This is a genomic window from Mycolicibacter arupensis, from assembly GCF_002086515.1.
GTDB classification, from domain to species: domain Bacteria; phylum Actinomycetota; class Actinomycetes; order Mycobacteriales; family Mycobacteriaceae; genus Mycobacterium; species Mycobacterium arupense.
Genome location: NZ_MVHH01000003.1, coordinates 85392 through 100091, shown reverse-complemented (window position 1 = coordinate 100091; position 14700 = coordinate 85392). Strand labels below are relative to the sequence as shown.

The 14700-nt window shown below is 68.3% G+C and carries 13 protein-coding genes and 1 pseudogene; 9 read left to right on the top strand and 5 right to left on the bottom strand.

Annotation, left to right across the window (positions count from 1 at the left end):
- The first annotated feature begins 61 nt into the window (after positions 1-61).
- The 6 genes and pseudogenes from BST15_RS02885 (at position 62) to BST15_RS02860 (ending at position 5917) form a co-directional block, all read left to right on the top strand.
- Positions 62-553, top strand: a pseudogene (locus tag BST15_RS02885) (sigma-70 family RNA polymerase sigma factor).
- Complete coding sequence (locus BST15_RS02880; RefSeq protein ID WP_046187825.1) at positions 550-1266, top strand: zf-HC2 domain-containing protein; 717 nt, start codon at positions 550-552, stop codon at positions 1264-1266. Before BST15_RS02885 ends, BST15_RS02880 begins: the two are co-directional and overlap by 4 nt.
- Positions 1267-1335: 69 nt before the next feature.
- Positions 1336-3087, top strand: coding sequence for a thiamine pyrophosphate-binding protein (locus BST15_RS02875; RefSeq protein WP_046187824.1), 1752 nt, complete (start codon positions 1336-1338; stop codon positions 3085-3087).
- Positions 3065-3730, top strand: a complete 666-nt coding sequence (locus BST15_RS02870; protein ID WP_046187823.1) for a hypothetical protein — start codon at positions 3065-3067, stop codon at positions 3728-3730. The genes BST15_RS02875 and BST15_RS02870 overlap by 23 nt, the downstream gene beginning before the upstream one ends.
- 7 nt (positions 3731-3737) lie before the next feature.
- Positions 3738-4769: a 3-oxoacyl-ACP synthase III family protein gene (locus tag BST15_RS02865; RefSeq protein ID WP_046187822.1), complete on the top strand. Its 1032-nt coding sequence runs from the start codon at positions 3738-3740 to the stop codon at positions 4767-4769.
- A complete protein-coding gene (locus BST15_RS02860) occupies positions 4766-5917 on the top strand; it encodes an aminotransferase class I/II-fold pyridoxal phosphate-dependent enzyme (protein WP_083070804.1) in 1152 nt (383 codons plus the stop codon). Before BST15_RS02865 ends, BST15_RS02860 begins: the two co-directional genes overlap by 4 nt.
- On the opposite strand, the gene BST15_RS02855 is transcribed toward BST15_RS02860, so the two are convergent.
- Positions 5802-6818, bottom strand: a complete 1017-nt coding sequence (locus BST15_RS02855; protein ID WP_046187877.1) for an NAD(P)/FAD-dependent oxidoreductase — start codon at positions 6816-6818, stop codon at positions 5802-5804. The genes BST15_RS02860 and BST15_RS02855 overlap by 116 nt on opposite strands.
- 238 nt (positions 6819-7056) lie before the next feature.
- Here BST15_RS02855 and BST15_RS02850 point away from each other — a divergent pair, with 238 nt between their 5' ends.
- Positions 7057-9369 (top strand): MMPL family transporter, encoded by a 2313-nt coding sequence (locus BST15_RS02850; RefSeq protein WP_083070794.1) that lies wholly within the window; start codon positions 7057-7059, stop codon positions 9367-9369.
- 73 nt (positions 9370-9442) lie between these two features.
- On the opposite strand, the gene BST15_RS02845 is transcribed toward BST15_RS02850, so the two are convergent.
- From BST15_RS02845 to BST15_RS02835, 3 genes are all read right to left on the bottom strand, one after another.
- On the bottom strand, positions 9443-9877 hold the full coding sequence (locus BST15_RS02845; protein WP_046187821.1) for a type II toxin-antitoxin system VapC family toxin: 435 nt from the start codon (positions 9875-9877) through the stop codon (positions 9443-9445).
- Entirely contained in the window at positions 9874-10170 is a 297-nt protein-coding gene (locus tag BST15_RS02840) for a FitA-like ribbon-helix-helix domain-containing protein (protein ID WP_046187820.1), read from the bottom strand. The genes BST15_RS02845 and BST15_RS02840 overlap by 4 nt, the downstream gene beginning before the upstream one ends.
- Before the next feature lie 142 nt (positions 10171-10312).
- Positions 10313-11740 (bottom strand): protein adenylyltransferase SelO, encoded by a 1428-nt coding sequence (locus BST15_RS02835; RefSeq protein WP_046187819.1) that lies wholly within the window; start codon positions 11738-11740, stop codon positions 10313-10315.
- Positions 11741-11782: 42 nt separating this feature from the next.
- Here BST15_RS02835 and BST15_RS02830 point away from each other — a divergent pair, with 42 nt between their 5' ends.
- The gene (locus tag BST15_RS02830; protein ID WP_234708170.1) at positions 11783-12577 is read left to right on the top strand and encodes a S1 family peptidase; all 795 of its coding nucleotides are present in this window, start codon (positions 11783-11785) and stop codon (positions 12575-12577) included.
- Between the two features lie 72 nt (positions 12578-12649).
- Positions 12650-13108: a hypothetical protein gene (locus BST15_RS02825; protein WP_046187817.1), complete on the top strand. Its 459-nt coding sequence runs from the start codon at positions 12650-12652 to the stop codon at positions 13106-13108.
- On the opposite strand, the gene BST15_RS02820 is transcribed toward BST15_RS02825, so the two are convergent.
- Entirely contained in the window at positions 13105-14673 is a 1569-nt protein-coding gene (locus BST15_RS02820; protein ID WP_046187816.1) for an acyl-CoA carboxylase subunit beta, read from the bottom strand. The genes BST15_RS02825 and BST15_RS02820 overlap by 4 nt on opposite strands.
- Between the last annotated feature and the right edge of the window lie 27 nt (positions 14674-14700).

Here is a 14700-nt window from a genome sequence, read left to right as displayed (position 1 = left end):
TAGGCAGGAGGTGATCAGCTTGCCTCGTATCGGCATCCCGCCCGACCACGAAGCCGCGCTGATGAAAGCGCTGTATGACGAACACGCCGCCGTGCTGTGGCGCTACGCCATGCGCCTGACCGGCGACGCCAGCCGAGCCGAAGACGTGGTTCAATAGACGCTGCTGCGTGCCTGGCAGCACCCCGAAGTGATCGACGACACCGAACGCTCCCCGCGGGCCTGGCTGTGCACGGTGGCGCGCAACATGATCATCGACGAACGGCGCAGTCCCAAGTTCCGCAACGTCGTCGCCTCGCTCGACGAGACAACCGCGCCCGAGCAGCCCACCCGCGACGAGGTGGACACCGCGCTGGACCGGATGCTGATCGCCGACGCCATGGCCAACTTGTCACCGGAGCATCGCGCGGTGATCGAACGGTCCTACTACCGTGGCTGGACCACGGCACAGACCGCGCACGACCTGGGAATCGCGGAGGGAACGGTGAAATCACGCCTGCACTACGCGGTGCGGGCTCTACGCCTGGCTCTGCAGGAGATGGGGGTGACACGATGATGTTGCCGCGAGACGCCGGCCCCACCTGGGGGCCGGACGACGACCAGCATCCCTACGCCATGTGGGATGCCGCCTACGTGCTCGGCTCCCTGTCTGCGGCCGATCGCCGCGAATTCGAGGGCCACCTGGCCGGCTGCCCGCAATGCCGGGATGCCGTCACCGAGATCAGTGGTGTGCCCGCGCTGCTGTCACAGATCGACAGCGACACTGTGGCCGCGATCAACGAGGCCGACCCGCCGCCGCAGCCCCCGACCAGCCTGCTTCCGGCCCTGTTGACCGAGGTGCATCGGCGACGCCGGCGGACCCGGATGGTTACCTGGACGGCGTCGGCCGCGGCGGCCGCCGTGCTCGGGATCGGTGTCCTGATCGGCATCGGCTCCTCACCTGCGCGATCCCCGCACCACGAGGCGGTACCGATGGCGCAGGTCGGCACCACCGCGCTGGCCTCCACGGTCGCGGTCAGCAGCCAGTCCTGGGGCAGTCACATCGACTTGAGTTGCGTCTGCCTGGCGCCGGTCAACGCCCACCACGACACGCTGGCACTGGTGGTCGTGGGCCGCGACGGCAGCCAGACCCGGCTGGCGACCTGGGTCGCCGAACCCGGACACACCGCGACACCGGCAGCCAGCATCTCGACACCGGCGGATCAGATCGCCTCGGTCCAGGTGGTCTCGGCCGTCAACGGCCAGGTTCTGCTGGAGCACACGCTCTAGCGCCCCAGCCTGAACCAACGCCGGACGCACACCGTGTCACAGGCATCGTCGGGAGTTAGGTGGGGGTAGATGTCCAGGATCGTTTCCGTGGTCGATTTCATCATCGCCCAGCTGGCGGCGCAGGGGGTCGGTCACATCTTCGGGGTCGACGGCGCGAATATCGAAGATCTTTACGACGCAGCGTATTTCCACCCCGAGACCACAGCGGTACTGGCCAAACATGAATTCTCGGCCGCCACCATGGCCGACGGCTACAGCCGCAGCGGTGCGGGGCTGGGCGTGGTGGCAGCCACTTCGGGCGGCGGCGCACTGAACTTGGTTGCCGGACTCGGCGAATCGTTCGCCAGCAGAGTCCCGGTGCTGGCGCTGGTGGGTCAGGCACCGAGCACCTTGGACGGCCGCGGCAGCTTCCAGGACACCAGCGGCCGCAACGGCGCTCTCGACGCTGCGGCCCTGTTCTCAGCGGTGTCGGTGTTCTGCGAACGGGTGCTCGCCCCCGAGGACATCGTGGCCGCCCTGCCCCGGGCAATCGCCGCTGCACGCACCGGTGGCCCCGCAGTGCTTCTGCTGCCCAAGGACGTTCAGCGCGGCAGTGTCGCCACCGGGCCGAGTACCCACAACGGCGTAGCCGGATCTGATCAACCCCAGATCAGCGACCCGCATCCGATAGTGCAGGCACTGCGCCAGGCCCACGGACCGGTCACGATCATCGCCGGTGAGCAGGTGGCCCGCGACGACGCCCGCACCGAGCTTGAGGAGCTGCGGGCTCTGCTGCGTGCCCGGGTGGTGTGTGTGCCCGACGCCAAGGATGTCTCTGGCACATCGGGGTTGGGGGCGTCGTCGGCATTGGGGGTGGCCGGCATCATGGGCCACCCCTCAGCCGCCGAGACACTGGCCACCAGCGCGGTGTGCCTGGTGGTGGGCACCCGGCTGTCGTTGACCGCCCGCGCCGGCCTCGATGAGGCCCTGAGCGCGGTCCGCACCGTGTCGATAGGTTCGGCACCCCCCTACGTGGCGTGCACGCACGTGCACACCGCGGATCTGCTTCAGTCGCTGCGCGCCCTGCGCCGGGAACTCTCCGGTGCTGGGCGCCCCCGGTGGCTGCGGGTCCCCGAGACCATGCCGCACACGGAGCTGAAGCCGCCCGCCCACACCGGCCCGGGCGTGCGCTATCGCGACGCGATGGCAGAGCTCGACCGGGCCTTGCCCGCCGAGGTCGACATCGTCGTCGATGCGGGCAACACCGGCGCGGCGGCCATTCACTACCTACCACCGCGCAACGGAGGCCGCTTCCTGGTGGCCCTGGGGATGGGCGGCATGGGATACAGCTTCGGTGCCGGCATCGGCATGGCCCTGGGCCGCGGGCGGCGCACCGTGGTGATCGCCGGCGACGGCTCATTCTTCATGCACGGCATGGAGATCCACACCGCCGTGCAGTACCGGCTCCCCATGGTGTTCATCCTGATGAACAACAACGCGCACGCCATGTGCGTCACCCGTGAGCAACTGTTCTACGAGGGCTTCTACAGCTACAACCGCTTTACTCCCAGCCACCTCGGCGCCGGGCTGGCCGCGATGTTCCCGGGCCTGCACGCGATCGATGTGGATACCGACGACGCATTGAGCGCCGCCCTGGCAACCGCGCTCGAGAACGACGGACCCTCGGTGATCAGCATCGAATGCTCCGCCGACGAGATACCGCCGTTCGCACCGTTCCTGTCCGACACCGATTCACCCAAAGCCACTGCCCCCGATGGGCATCACGACCAAGAACCCACCCACAAGGAGGATCATGTCGATGTCGCTGCCAGCCCTCGCTGATATCAACGACCACACCGGTACGTCCGGGTCCCTGGACGGATTGATCCGCGTCGAGACCAGCCCGCGCGAGGTCGCCACGCCGATCATCATGGAGATGATGCGCTCGGTCTACCCCCACGATGTGGTCTTCGGCGACTACTGCACCGTCAACGACTACATCGACTGCCCGCCCGACGAACTGTTCGACTACCTCTCGGACACCCGTAGCCTGGAGGAGTGGACTTACAGCCTGCGCGGCTTCACTCCCACCGAGCAAGAGGGCCTCTGGCTGGCCTATGACCGGTTGGGTTCGGAGACCAAGATCTACACCCGCACCGAGTTCAATCGGGAAGCCCGCACCGTCGACTATCACTGCGCCTGGGATCAGCCCGACCACTTGTGGATGATCTATCTGATCCGGGTGGTCGACGCGCAGCTGGTCTTCGACAAGCCCGGATCGGTTGTGCTGTGGACCAATTGCCACCACCCGTTCTATGACGAGAACCCCTACCCGCAGACCGCGCCGCCCGAGCGCCCGGTATGGGTGGGCGACTTCTGGGACATGTTCGGCGCCGGACACCTGCTGGAGCTGAAGAACCTCAAGGCGATTGCGGAGTATCGCCACCACAACGGTCTGCCGGTCACCCCGGCCTGGATGCAGTGAGGCGAACATGAGCCAGCCCAACCAGCCCGCAGTCAGCCTGATCGACGTCTCCAGTTACCTGCCCGGCGAGCCCGTCCCCGCCGACTACTACACGCAGTTCGCCGAATCCGATGCGTTGCGCGACAACCTGATGTTCCGTGCCCCCCGATTCCGTCATCACGTGGCCGCCGATGAATCCGCGGTCGACATGATCGAAAGGGCGGCACAGGGAATCATCGAGCGCCACGGCAAAGACGCCTTGGAAAGCGTCGACATCCTGATCACCCACACGCAGTTGCCCGACATCCCGTTCTGCGGTTCGGGCGGCGGCATCGCCCACCGCCTGGGAATGCGTCCGACCACGGTGCTGGATCTGCACAACGGCGGCTGCGCCGCCTTCGTTCTGGGAATCAACATCGCCCGCCAACTCCTGGCCGCCGGCGCCGGGCGCAGCGCGCTCATCGCGATCACCCAGAACGCGGCCGGCCAGGTCTTCGATCAGCCCGCCGTACGCAGCAAGTCGCAGGCGTCGGTTCCCGGTGACGGCGCCGCGGTCGGGCTGCTCACCCTGTCCGATCAGTCCCCGATCATCGACGTCGAATGCCGCACCTACGGCCAGTACGCCGGCGACATGACCTATACCGTCGACCCGCCCCGAAAATGGTGGGAGCCCGGCTCCGGCGCCGGCTACATCGGCTTCACCGAAGACAAGATCACCAAGGTGCTCGCCCGCGGCAATCGGCAGGTCCCCGAGGTCGCGCTCGCGGTCTGCCACCGCAATCACCTGGCCGCCTCCGACATCGGTCTGCTGGTGACCAACCAACCCAACCGGGTCTTTCTGCGCAACTGGCGCGAAGCGCTGGAGTTGCCCGAATCGCGACACGTCGACACCTTCGACGAGTGCGGCAACCTGTTCGGCGCCGGTATCCCGATCAACCTGGATCGCGCCATCAGCGAGAACCGGGTCCAACCCGGCGAGGTGGTGATGATGGCCGGATTCGCACACGCCGGAGACTTCGCCGGTGCGGCGGCCGTCCGGTGGGGCGGGCGTCCGCAATGACCTCCGCGGCACAGGCGGATCCGGCGAGCGCGCAGCTTCGCAACATCCTCGCGCCGGCGATCGACCCCTGCGCGTTGTCGCTCAACGAAAGCGCGCTGCCCCCGCTTCCAGCGGTGCGGGCGGCAATGGCCGACTTCATCGGGGCGGCCAACCGCTATCCGGAGTTCCTGCCGACGCGGCTGCGCACGCTGGTGGCCGACCATCTCGAGGTCCCGCAGGAGAACGTGGCCATCGGCCCCGGGGCCTCCGGCTTGGCCCTGCGCCTGCTGCAGGCCGCTGCGGCACCCGGTGACCGGATCGTATTGAGCACACCCATCTTTGAGGGATACCTGGCGTTTGCCCGGATGGCGGGACTGGTAACGGTGAGCGTTCCCCTCGACAGCTACGGCCACCACGACCTGGCCGCCATGGCCCACGCGGCCCAGGACGCGCGGGTGGTGGTGCTGTGCCGGCCCAACAATCCGACCGGCACCCTGGAGTCCGTCGCCGACGTGGAGCGGTTCATCGGTGAGGTGCCCACCGACACCATCGTGTTGCTCGACGAGGCCTACATCGAGTTCGTCGCGGCCACTCGACGCGTCGATGTCCACCGGCTGATCGCACGCTTCCCGAATGTTGTTGTGCTGCGCACCTTCTCCAAGGCATACGGGCTGGCCGGTCTGCGCATCGGATACGCCTTGGCGGCTCCGGAATTGGCCGAGCTGTTGTGGTCTTTGCAGCTGCCGTTCGGCATCAACACCGGCTGCACACTGGCGGTGGCGGCCTCCTACGCCGCCCACGCCCAATTGGAGCAGCGCATCGCACACATCGTCGCCGAACGCAGCTATCTGAGCGCCCGGCTGCGTGCCGCCGGCGCCTACACCACCGACTCGCACGCGAACTTCGTCTACCTTCCCGCGGCCGGCCGCTCGTGGAGCGAGATCTTCGACCACAGCGGCCTGCAGGTGCGCAACTACCCCGATGGTTCGGTGCGCATCACCGTCGACTCCCGCGGCTCCTCCCAGAAGGTGCTGGGCGTCGTCGAGCAGGCGCTCAATGGGCCAGCAGGTGCACCGCACGGTCAAACACCGCCGGCAATGCGCGGCAGGCCGGGACCACAGCCCGTCGGGCCGGCTGCCACGCGCTGGTCAGCACCAGACCGCGGGTGAGCAGGCGGTAGCGGCGCGTGATCGACTGCCAGCGCCGTTCGTAGGCCTGCGGGTTGTCCTCGACGATCGCCGCGACGGCGGCCGTGGCCTGCTTGACGGCCAGGCTGATGCCCTCTCCGGTCAGCGCATCCTCGTATCCGGCGGCGTCACCGACCAGCAGCACCCGGCCGGCGACGCGCCGCGAAACCACCTGCCGCAGCGGGCCGCACCCACGGGCGGGGCCACTGGCGGCGTCGCCCAGGCGGGCAGCCAGGGCAGGAAACCAGTCGAGCTGCGGACGCTGCGGCGACAAGATCGCCACCCCCACCAGACCGGGCTCTACCGGCGTCACATACGCCTCACCCCAGCGCGACCAATACACCTCCACGAACGGCGACCAGGGCGCAATCCGGTAGTGCGATCGCACCCCGTAGCGCCGTGGATTCCCTGCGACGCAGGGGATCCCGACGGCGCGGCGAATCGTGGAGTGTAGACCGTCGGCGCCGATCAGCCAGCGGGCCCGCACACCGCCCGCGGTGACTCCTTCGGAGTCTTGGACCACGTCGCCCACCTTCGTGTGGATCCAGTCGACGTCGTTGCGTTTGGCCTGATCGGCCAGGGCGGCATGCAAGGTGGTGCGTCGTACCCCGCGACCCGGTCCGTCACGGAAGGACGCCTGGGCGCTGCGCCGGCCGTCGAGGTAGGTGATGCCGTGCAGTGCCATCCCGTCGGGGTCCACCCCGAGCGAGGTCAACACGGCCAGCCCGCCCGGCATCAGCCCCTCCCCGCAGGCCTTGTCGATCGGGCCGTCCCTGGGGTCGGCGACGATCACCGACAGTCCGTGCCGGCGTGCGCACAACGCCGCGGCCAGACCACCGGGCCCGCCGCCGACGATCAGCAGGTCGGCGTCGAAGCCCGTCACCGGCACCCCAACGCGACGTTGTCCATCCGAATACGTTCCCGCACTTCCGCTGTGTTGGCCAGGGCGAAGCGACGGCAAGGGGTGTGCGCAGCCATATCGTGACCACGGTGCCGGCGGGGCGGTGGTTCAACGGCGCGGCACGCCCGCAAATGGTGAACGGCGGGGCCGTCCACTACGTATGTTGTCGGTAAGGGCGCCCCCGCACCCCCGTTTGCCCCGTGAGGCGAAAGGTCACTACGTGCTGTACCGGATCGCCGTGTTGGCCCTGTCCGCTCCACGCCGTGTCCTTGCTGTGGCCGGACTGGTCATGGTGGCCGCAGCGGTGTTCGGAATCCCGGTGGCAGACAGTCTGTCTGCGGGCGGATTCCAGGACCCCGATTCCGAGTCCGCCCAGACCACCCAGTTGTTGACCGACACGTTCGGTCAGAGCGACCAGCAGCTACTGCTTTTGGTGAGTACACCCGAGGGCGCCGACAGCGCGAAGGCGAGCGCGGTCGGCACCGAGATCGCTGCGGCACTGCGCAAGTCGCCGTACGTCTTCAACGTCGCCTCGCCGTGGACGGATCCGCCGTCGGCGGCCGCGCGCCTGAAGAGTACCGACGGAACCGCGGGCCTGATCGTGGCCAATCTCAAGGGCGGCGAGAACGACGCGCAGAAGTACGCCCGCACGCTGGCCGACCAGCTGGCCCAGGACCGCGACGGAGTCACCGTGCGAGCCGGTGGCGGCGCCATGATCTACGCGCAGATCAACCATCAGAATCAACACGACCTGCTGCTGATGGAATCGATCGCGATCCCGTTGAGTTTCGCGGTGCTGGTATGGGTTTTCGGCGGCCTGCTGGCGGCGGCACTGCCGATCGCGCTCGGCGGGCTGGCGATCGTGGGTTCCATGGCCGTGCTGCGGCTGATCGCGTTGGGCACGGACGTGTCGATCTTCGCGATGAACCTGACCACCGCACTGGGGTTGGCGCTGGCCATCGACTACACCCTGTTGATCATCAGCCGCTACCGCGACGAGCTGGCCGAAGGCGCCGCCCCGGACGAGGCTCTGGTCCGGACCATGACCACCGCGGGCCGCACCGTGTTGTTCTCGGCGATCACCGTCGCACTGTCGATGGCGGCCATGGTTCTGTTCCCGATGTACTTCCTCAAGTCGTTCGCCTACGCCGGCGTGGCGACCGTGACGTTCGTGGCTATCGCCGCCATCGTGGTCACCCCTGCGGCCATCGCCCTGTTGGGGCCGCGCCTGGACGCGCTGGATCTGCGGCGCGGGCTGCGCCGGCTGCTGCGGCGCCCCGAACCGATCGCGCGACCGGTCGAGCAGGGTTTCTGGTATCGGTCCACGGCCTTCGTCGCCCGGTTTGCGGTGCCGATAGGCCTGGTGGTGGTCACGCTGCTGGTGGCTGTCGGGCTGCCGTTTCTCGGGGTGAAGTGGGGCTACCCCGATGACCGGGTGTTGCCGCGATCGGCGTCGGCGCACCAGGTGGGTGACGCGATGCGCGAGCAGTTCGCCGACGACTCCGACCGGGCGGTGCCGATCGTGGTGCGCGACGCGCACGCCATCGCTCCCGAGGAGCTGGATCGCTATGCCTGCGATTTGTCCCGGGTGCCTGGGGTGTCCTCGGTGTCGGCACCCACCGGCACGTTCGTCGGAGGCAACCGCGTGGGCGACCCGTCGGCGGCGACCGGCATCAAAGACGACACGGTGTTGCTGACCGTCGCCGGCACCGCCCCGCTGTTCTCGGACGCCTCCGAAGCCCAGCTCGATCGGCTACACCAGGTGCCGGGACCAGCCGGTCAGCCGGTACAGATGGGTGGGCTGGCGCAGATCAACCGTGACAGCGTCGCGGCGATCACCGATCGGCTACCCCACGTGCTGGGCCTGATCGCCGCCATCACCTTCGGACTGCTGTTCCTGCTGACCGGCAGCGTGGTGTTGCCGATCAAAGCGCTGATTCTCAACATTCTGTCGCTGTCGGCCGCCTTCGGCGCCCTGGTCTGGATCTTCCAGGACGGGCATCTGGGGGCGCTGGGCACGACGCCCACCGGGATGTTGGTCGCCAACATGCCGGTGTTGCTGTTCTGCATCTCGTTCGGACTCTCGATGGACTACGAGGTGTTCCTGATTTCCCGTATCCGCGAGTACTGGCTGGCGTCGGGCCAGACCCGCGCCGACAACGACGAGAGTGTGTCGCTGGGGCTGGCCCATACCGCCCGGGTGATCACCGCTGCAGCACTGATCATGTCCATCTCGTTCGCAGCCCTGATCGCCGCGCAGGTGTCGTTCATGCGCATGCTGGGCCTCGGCCTGACCCTGGCGGTGCTGGTGGATGCCACCCTGATCCGGATGGTGCTGGTGCCGGCGTTCATGCATCTGATGGGCCGATGGAACTGGTGGGCGCCCGGCCCGCTGGCGTGGGTGGCGCGGCGTTTCGAGATCAGCGAGAACGGCAGTGCGCCAACGGGTCGGCATGCGGCACCGCCGGGACTGGCGGCCCCCCAGGTGCCGGCGGGTCACGGTGCCCACCGGGCTCACCGGGACACGCAGTAGGCCGCGCTGTCCGCACCGGACTCAGTGCGGCATGAACAGCATTGGAAGCGAAAACCATTGGTGCAGTCTGTCCTCAGATCGCGATGAAACCCAGGCGCTCGGCGACCTGGCGCTGCGCTGCATCTCGCGAGGCGAAACCGCCCTGCTCTCCGGGCTCCAGCAGCGGGGGGACTACCAGTGCGGCGACCGCCAAGTGCCAGGCGTCCATCGCACGCAGTGCATGCCGGCGCACGAGTTCCAGGGCATCTTCCTCCACCTGCTCCTGCGGAGCGCCCAACACGACGACCGGTCCGGCAAGGTCGGCGTCCAATGCTGCAAGAAGGCCCTTTTCCAGGGCGCGGCCCGCCCGCGCTGCGCGGACCAGGGCGCCGGAGACCTCGATCCGGGTCCAGGTACCCGTCACGGTGGCAATTTCCGGGTCGGCGATCAGCGCGGTGGCCTGCTGATGCCCGTCCTCGTCAGCCAGGTAGGCGCGCGCCAGGACGGACGAGTCCAGGTAGGCGATCACGGCCGTTCGCGTTCGTCGGCGAGCAGCCGGTCGAGCTGCGCACCCAGGCCGTGGGTCGACGCGATCGCGCGTTGTCGGCGAGCTGCGCTCACCGGGCGGGCGATCATCGGTCTCAGAGTCCCGGAGGCGGCCGCGGCCGCGCGGACCCGAGCCCGACGGTCGCCGGAATCCGCTTCAGCCGCCGCGTCGAGAATCTCGGTGGCCACCGCATTGAGGCTGCGCCCCTCGCGCGCCGCGCGGGCCATCAGCCGACGGTGCAGTTCCTCGGGAACCCGCAGGAGAAGCTGCTTCACGCCCTCGATGATAGCTACTTTCATATCCTGATATCACCTTGTGTGTGCATGCGGATACCGCGCAGACCGGCGCAGCGTGTCAAGTCTGGTGCAGCTGGCCAGGAAGCGCGTAGTCACCAGCCACTGGCCCTGTGAATAACCGTCACGTTCCGCAGAAGGTCCGGTAGTTCCCGAATTCCGGAGGCGCCGGGGACGCGTAGTCCGCCAGGCCGTCGCGCTCCCGGTACGGGTCGGTGATCGCGCCCAGCAACTGATCCACCGGCGTGAGGTCTCCCCGCATCGCTGCCGCCAATGCCTGCTCCACCAGGTGATTACGCGGAATGTAGACCGGGTTGACGCGGTCCATCGCGTCGACGTCGGGGTCCATGGCCCACCAGCGCGGCAGCCAGTCGCCGAACACCGCAGGCAGTGCGGCGGTGTCTCCGCGACCCGCCCGTGCCAGTCGGCGGAAGAACGAGGTGTAGTCCACCTGGTGCTCGGTCATCAGCGCCAACGCCTGATCGACCAGCGCGGCGGACTCCACACTGGCCGCCAGCCCGAACTTGGCCACCATGCCCGCCGACCACAGGCCGTGATAGCGCGGCATGAATCCTTCGAGGGTCTCCACCGCCACGGCCACTGCCAGCTCCTCGGTGGCGGCCAACAGCGGCAGGACGGTCTCGGCGAACCGGGCCAGGTTCCACTGTGCGACCCGGGGCTGATTGCCGTAGGCATAGCGACCGGCGTGATCGATGGAACTGAACACCGTCGCCGGATCGTAGGCCTCCATGAAGGCACACGGGCCGTAGTCGATGGTCTCCCCGGAGATGGTCATGTTGTCGGTGTTCATCACCCCGTGCACGAATCCGACCAGCATCCACTGCGCGATCAATGCCGCCTGTGCTTCGATCACCGCCTGAAACAGTGCGAGGTAAGGGTTCTCGGCGTGGCCGGCATCGGGGTAATGCCGAGCGATCGCATAGTCGGCCAGCCGGCGCAACAGCCCCAGATCACCGGTGGCATGGGCCTGCTGGGCGGCCAGCTGGAAGCTGCCCACCCGTAGGTGGCTGGCGGCGATACGGGTCAGCACCGCCCCGGGTTGCGGGGTCTCCCGTTGCACCAACGCTCCGGTGGCCACCACGGCCAGCGAACGGGTGGTGGGAATCCCGAGGGCGTGCATGGCTTCACTGATGAGGTATTCGCGCAGCATCGGGCCGACCACCGCCAGCCCGTCACCGCCCCGGGCGAATGGCGTGGGCCCGGAGCCCTTGAGGTGCACATCGCGTTGACGGGCGCCGTCGAGTTCACCGAGCAGCAGCGCGCGGCCGTCGCCGAGCAGCGGAACGTAGTTGCCGAACTGGTGGCCGGAGTAGGCCTGTGCCACCGGGGTCGCCCCGGCCGGAACCGCGGCACCGGTCAACAGTGCCAGTCCTTCGGGACTGCGCAGCCAGCCCGGGTCCATCCCCAGTTCACCGGCCAATTCCTCGTTGAGGACCAGCAATCTCGGTTCCGGTGCTGTGGCGGCCTGCCAGGACTTCGCGAGTTCGGGGAACTGGCGAGCGAAGTCGGCGGTCAGAGTCGGGGACGCCATCTGCCAAGCCTACGCAAGGCCGCTGCCGCTACCGTTGCGTCGGTGACGACACCGAGCCGCGGGGACAGGGTGCGGACAGCGGCGTGGCGGATCGGGACCGCCGTGGTGGTCACCGCGATCTTCGTCGGCCTCTACCTGGTGAACCGCGCCCACCCGATCCACCCCCAGGCACCGATTCCGATGGCGCACGCGATCGGCCCCGGTATCGGCATCAACATCGAGCCCGCCGGCGACCACTCCGGTGCCAGTTGCACCACCGGCTTCCTGGTGCGCGACCGCGACCACCGGCCGGGGTTGCTGGTGGCCGGGCACTGCAATCCGGGCGGCGGTCACGGCCAGGTGGAGATCCGCCACGGCGGCGCCTTCGCCTATCGCACCATTGGCACCTTCACCGAGACCGTCAACGACGGGAGCGACTGGGACGACTACGACATCGGGCTGATCACCCTGGATGATCCCGGCAAGATCCCGGTGACGTCGATGGTCGACGGCCATCCGGTGACCGGGGTGGCCGAATCGGTGGTTGTCGGTGATGTGCTGTGCCACTACGGAATCCGCAGCGGCGGTGCACTGTGCGGACCGGTGGTGGCCAGCGAGACCAACAAGGTCCGCTTCCAAACCGGGGGTACCTGCGGCGACTCCGGCGGACCGGTGTACCGGCTGAATGAGGACGGCACCGCCGAGGCGGTCGGCATCTATGTCGCGGTGTCCGATGGCAACTACTCCGAGCCCAAGTGCGAAGACCCGCATCCGTTCTCGATCGCCCAGACCATCGCCCCGTGGCTGTCGGCCTGGGACCTGACGCTGGACACCACCACCGGCCACGACCCGTCCTGACATCGGCGGCGCGGATGATGGCGAAACGTCGGAAACGCTCCTAACCTGGGGGAATAACCCTAGGAGGGCACGATGATTGCCACCTCAGAACACGCTCCTACCACCACCGCCCCGGCCAGGACACGCATGTTTGCCCGGGTGCTGGGTCCCTTCCTTTTCATCGTCACCGCAGCGGCGATATTTCGCGCACCGCAGGTGTGGGAAGACGTCGAGAATTACGGGACCGACCCGTTGACACTGTGGGCCACTGGGGCATTCACCTTGCTGGTCGGCTTGATCGTGGTGGCGCTGCACCCCTACTGGCGCGGCGCCGCGGCGATCTTCGTCTCGGTGACGGGATGGATCACCGTCCTCAAGGGGCTCGCGTTGACCGTTTTCCCCGACAGTGGCATGTCCGCGGCGAACATGGCGATGCGGGCCGACGGCTGGACCCGCCTGCTCTACGCCGTGTTCGCGCTCATCGGGCTGTATCTGACCTATGTCGGGTGGGTGCCGTCCCGGGAGCGGGGACACCACACACCGGCGCCCTAATAGGTGTCGACGAATCGGCGCGGCGGCACGTCCTGCCCGAACCGGACGGACGCCGCCAGGGTGGCGGCGATCAATCCCCGGGTATCGGCGGGATCGATGACGTCATCGATCTCGAAAAGCGTTGCGGCGTTGAGCGCTTTGGCGTTCTCCTGTGCGATCGCGGTGGCCTGACGTACCCGTTCCTCACGTTCGTCGGCGTCGGCGATGGCCTCCAGCTCCTTGCGTAGACCCAACCGGACGGCCCCCTCCAGTCCCATCGGACCCAGGTGCGCGCCGGGCCAGGCCACGGTCAGTACCGGCTCGTGCAGGCTGCCGCCCATCATGGCCTGCGCGCCCAGCCCATAGCCCCGCCGCAGGATGACCGCCACCAGTGGCACCCGCAGCGCGGCGCCGGCCACCAGTAGCCGAGATGCCCTCCGCACCAGCGCTTGGGCCTCGGCCGCGGGGCCCACCATGTATCCCGGACAGTCCACCAGCGACACGATGGGCAACCCGAAGGCGTCGCACAGCTGCAGGAACCGCGCGGCCTTGTCGGAGGCGGCCGCGGTGATGGCGCCCGCCATCACCATGGTGTTGTTGCCGATGATGCCGACCGGGCGACCCTCGATGCGCGCCAGCGCCGTGACCATCTCCGGCGCAAACTTCTCCCGCAGGAACGTCACCGAGTCGGTGTCCGCCAGGGTTTCGATGATCGGCTTGAGCGGATAGGCGCGCCGGGCGCGCTCGGGGATCATGGTGCGCAACGCGTTCTGGTCCGGCACGGGACCGGGCGCGGTGTCGCCCTGGAAGTAGCCCAGCACCCGTTTGGTGACCGTGACGGCTTCGGCTTCGTCGGCCACCACAATGTCGACGACACCGTTGGGGGCCTGCATCGACAGCGGGCCCACGTCGTCGGGTGCGACGTGCCCCAGGCCGCCGCCGGCGATCATCGCCGGCCCCGCCATCCCGATCGAGGTGCCTGCGGTCGCGATGATCAGATCCGAGGCCCCGGCGATCACGGCGTTACCGGCGAAGCAGCGGCCGTTGACCACCGCGATGCGCGGCACCAGACCGGACAGCTTCGCCCACAAGGCGAATGCCGGCACGTCCAGCGAGGACACCGTCGGGTAGTCGGTGTCGCCGGGCCGTCCGCCGCCGCCCTCGGCGAAGAAGACCGTCGGCAGACGCAGCCGCTCGATCAGCTCGAAGAGCCGATCCTTCTTGAAGTGACCGATCGCGCCCTGCGTTCCGGCCAGCACGGTGTAGTCGTAGGACAACACCGCGCAGGCGCCGCGTTCGCGTCCGAACAGTTCGCCGTTGACGGTCGCGGTACCGCCCAGCAGGCCGTCGCCGGGGGTGTTGGCGATGAGGTCGTCCAGGTCACGTCGGGCCCGTTGGGCCGCGATCGCGAACCGCCCGTACTCCACGAACGTGCCCGGATCGACCAGGTCGGCGATGTTCTCGCGGGCGGTGCGCCCACCGGCGTCGTGCCGGCGCTGCACGGCGTCGGGTCGGGCCGCGTCCTCGGTCAGCGCACGCCGGCGCAGAAGCTCGAGGTGATCGTCACGCAGCGGAGCATCGGGCATCGGGCATTCCTTCGCCGTGGTGTTGAC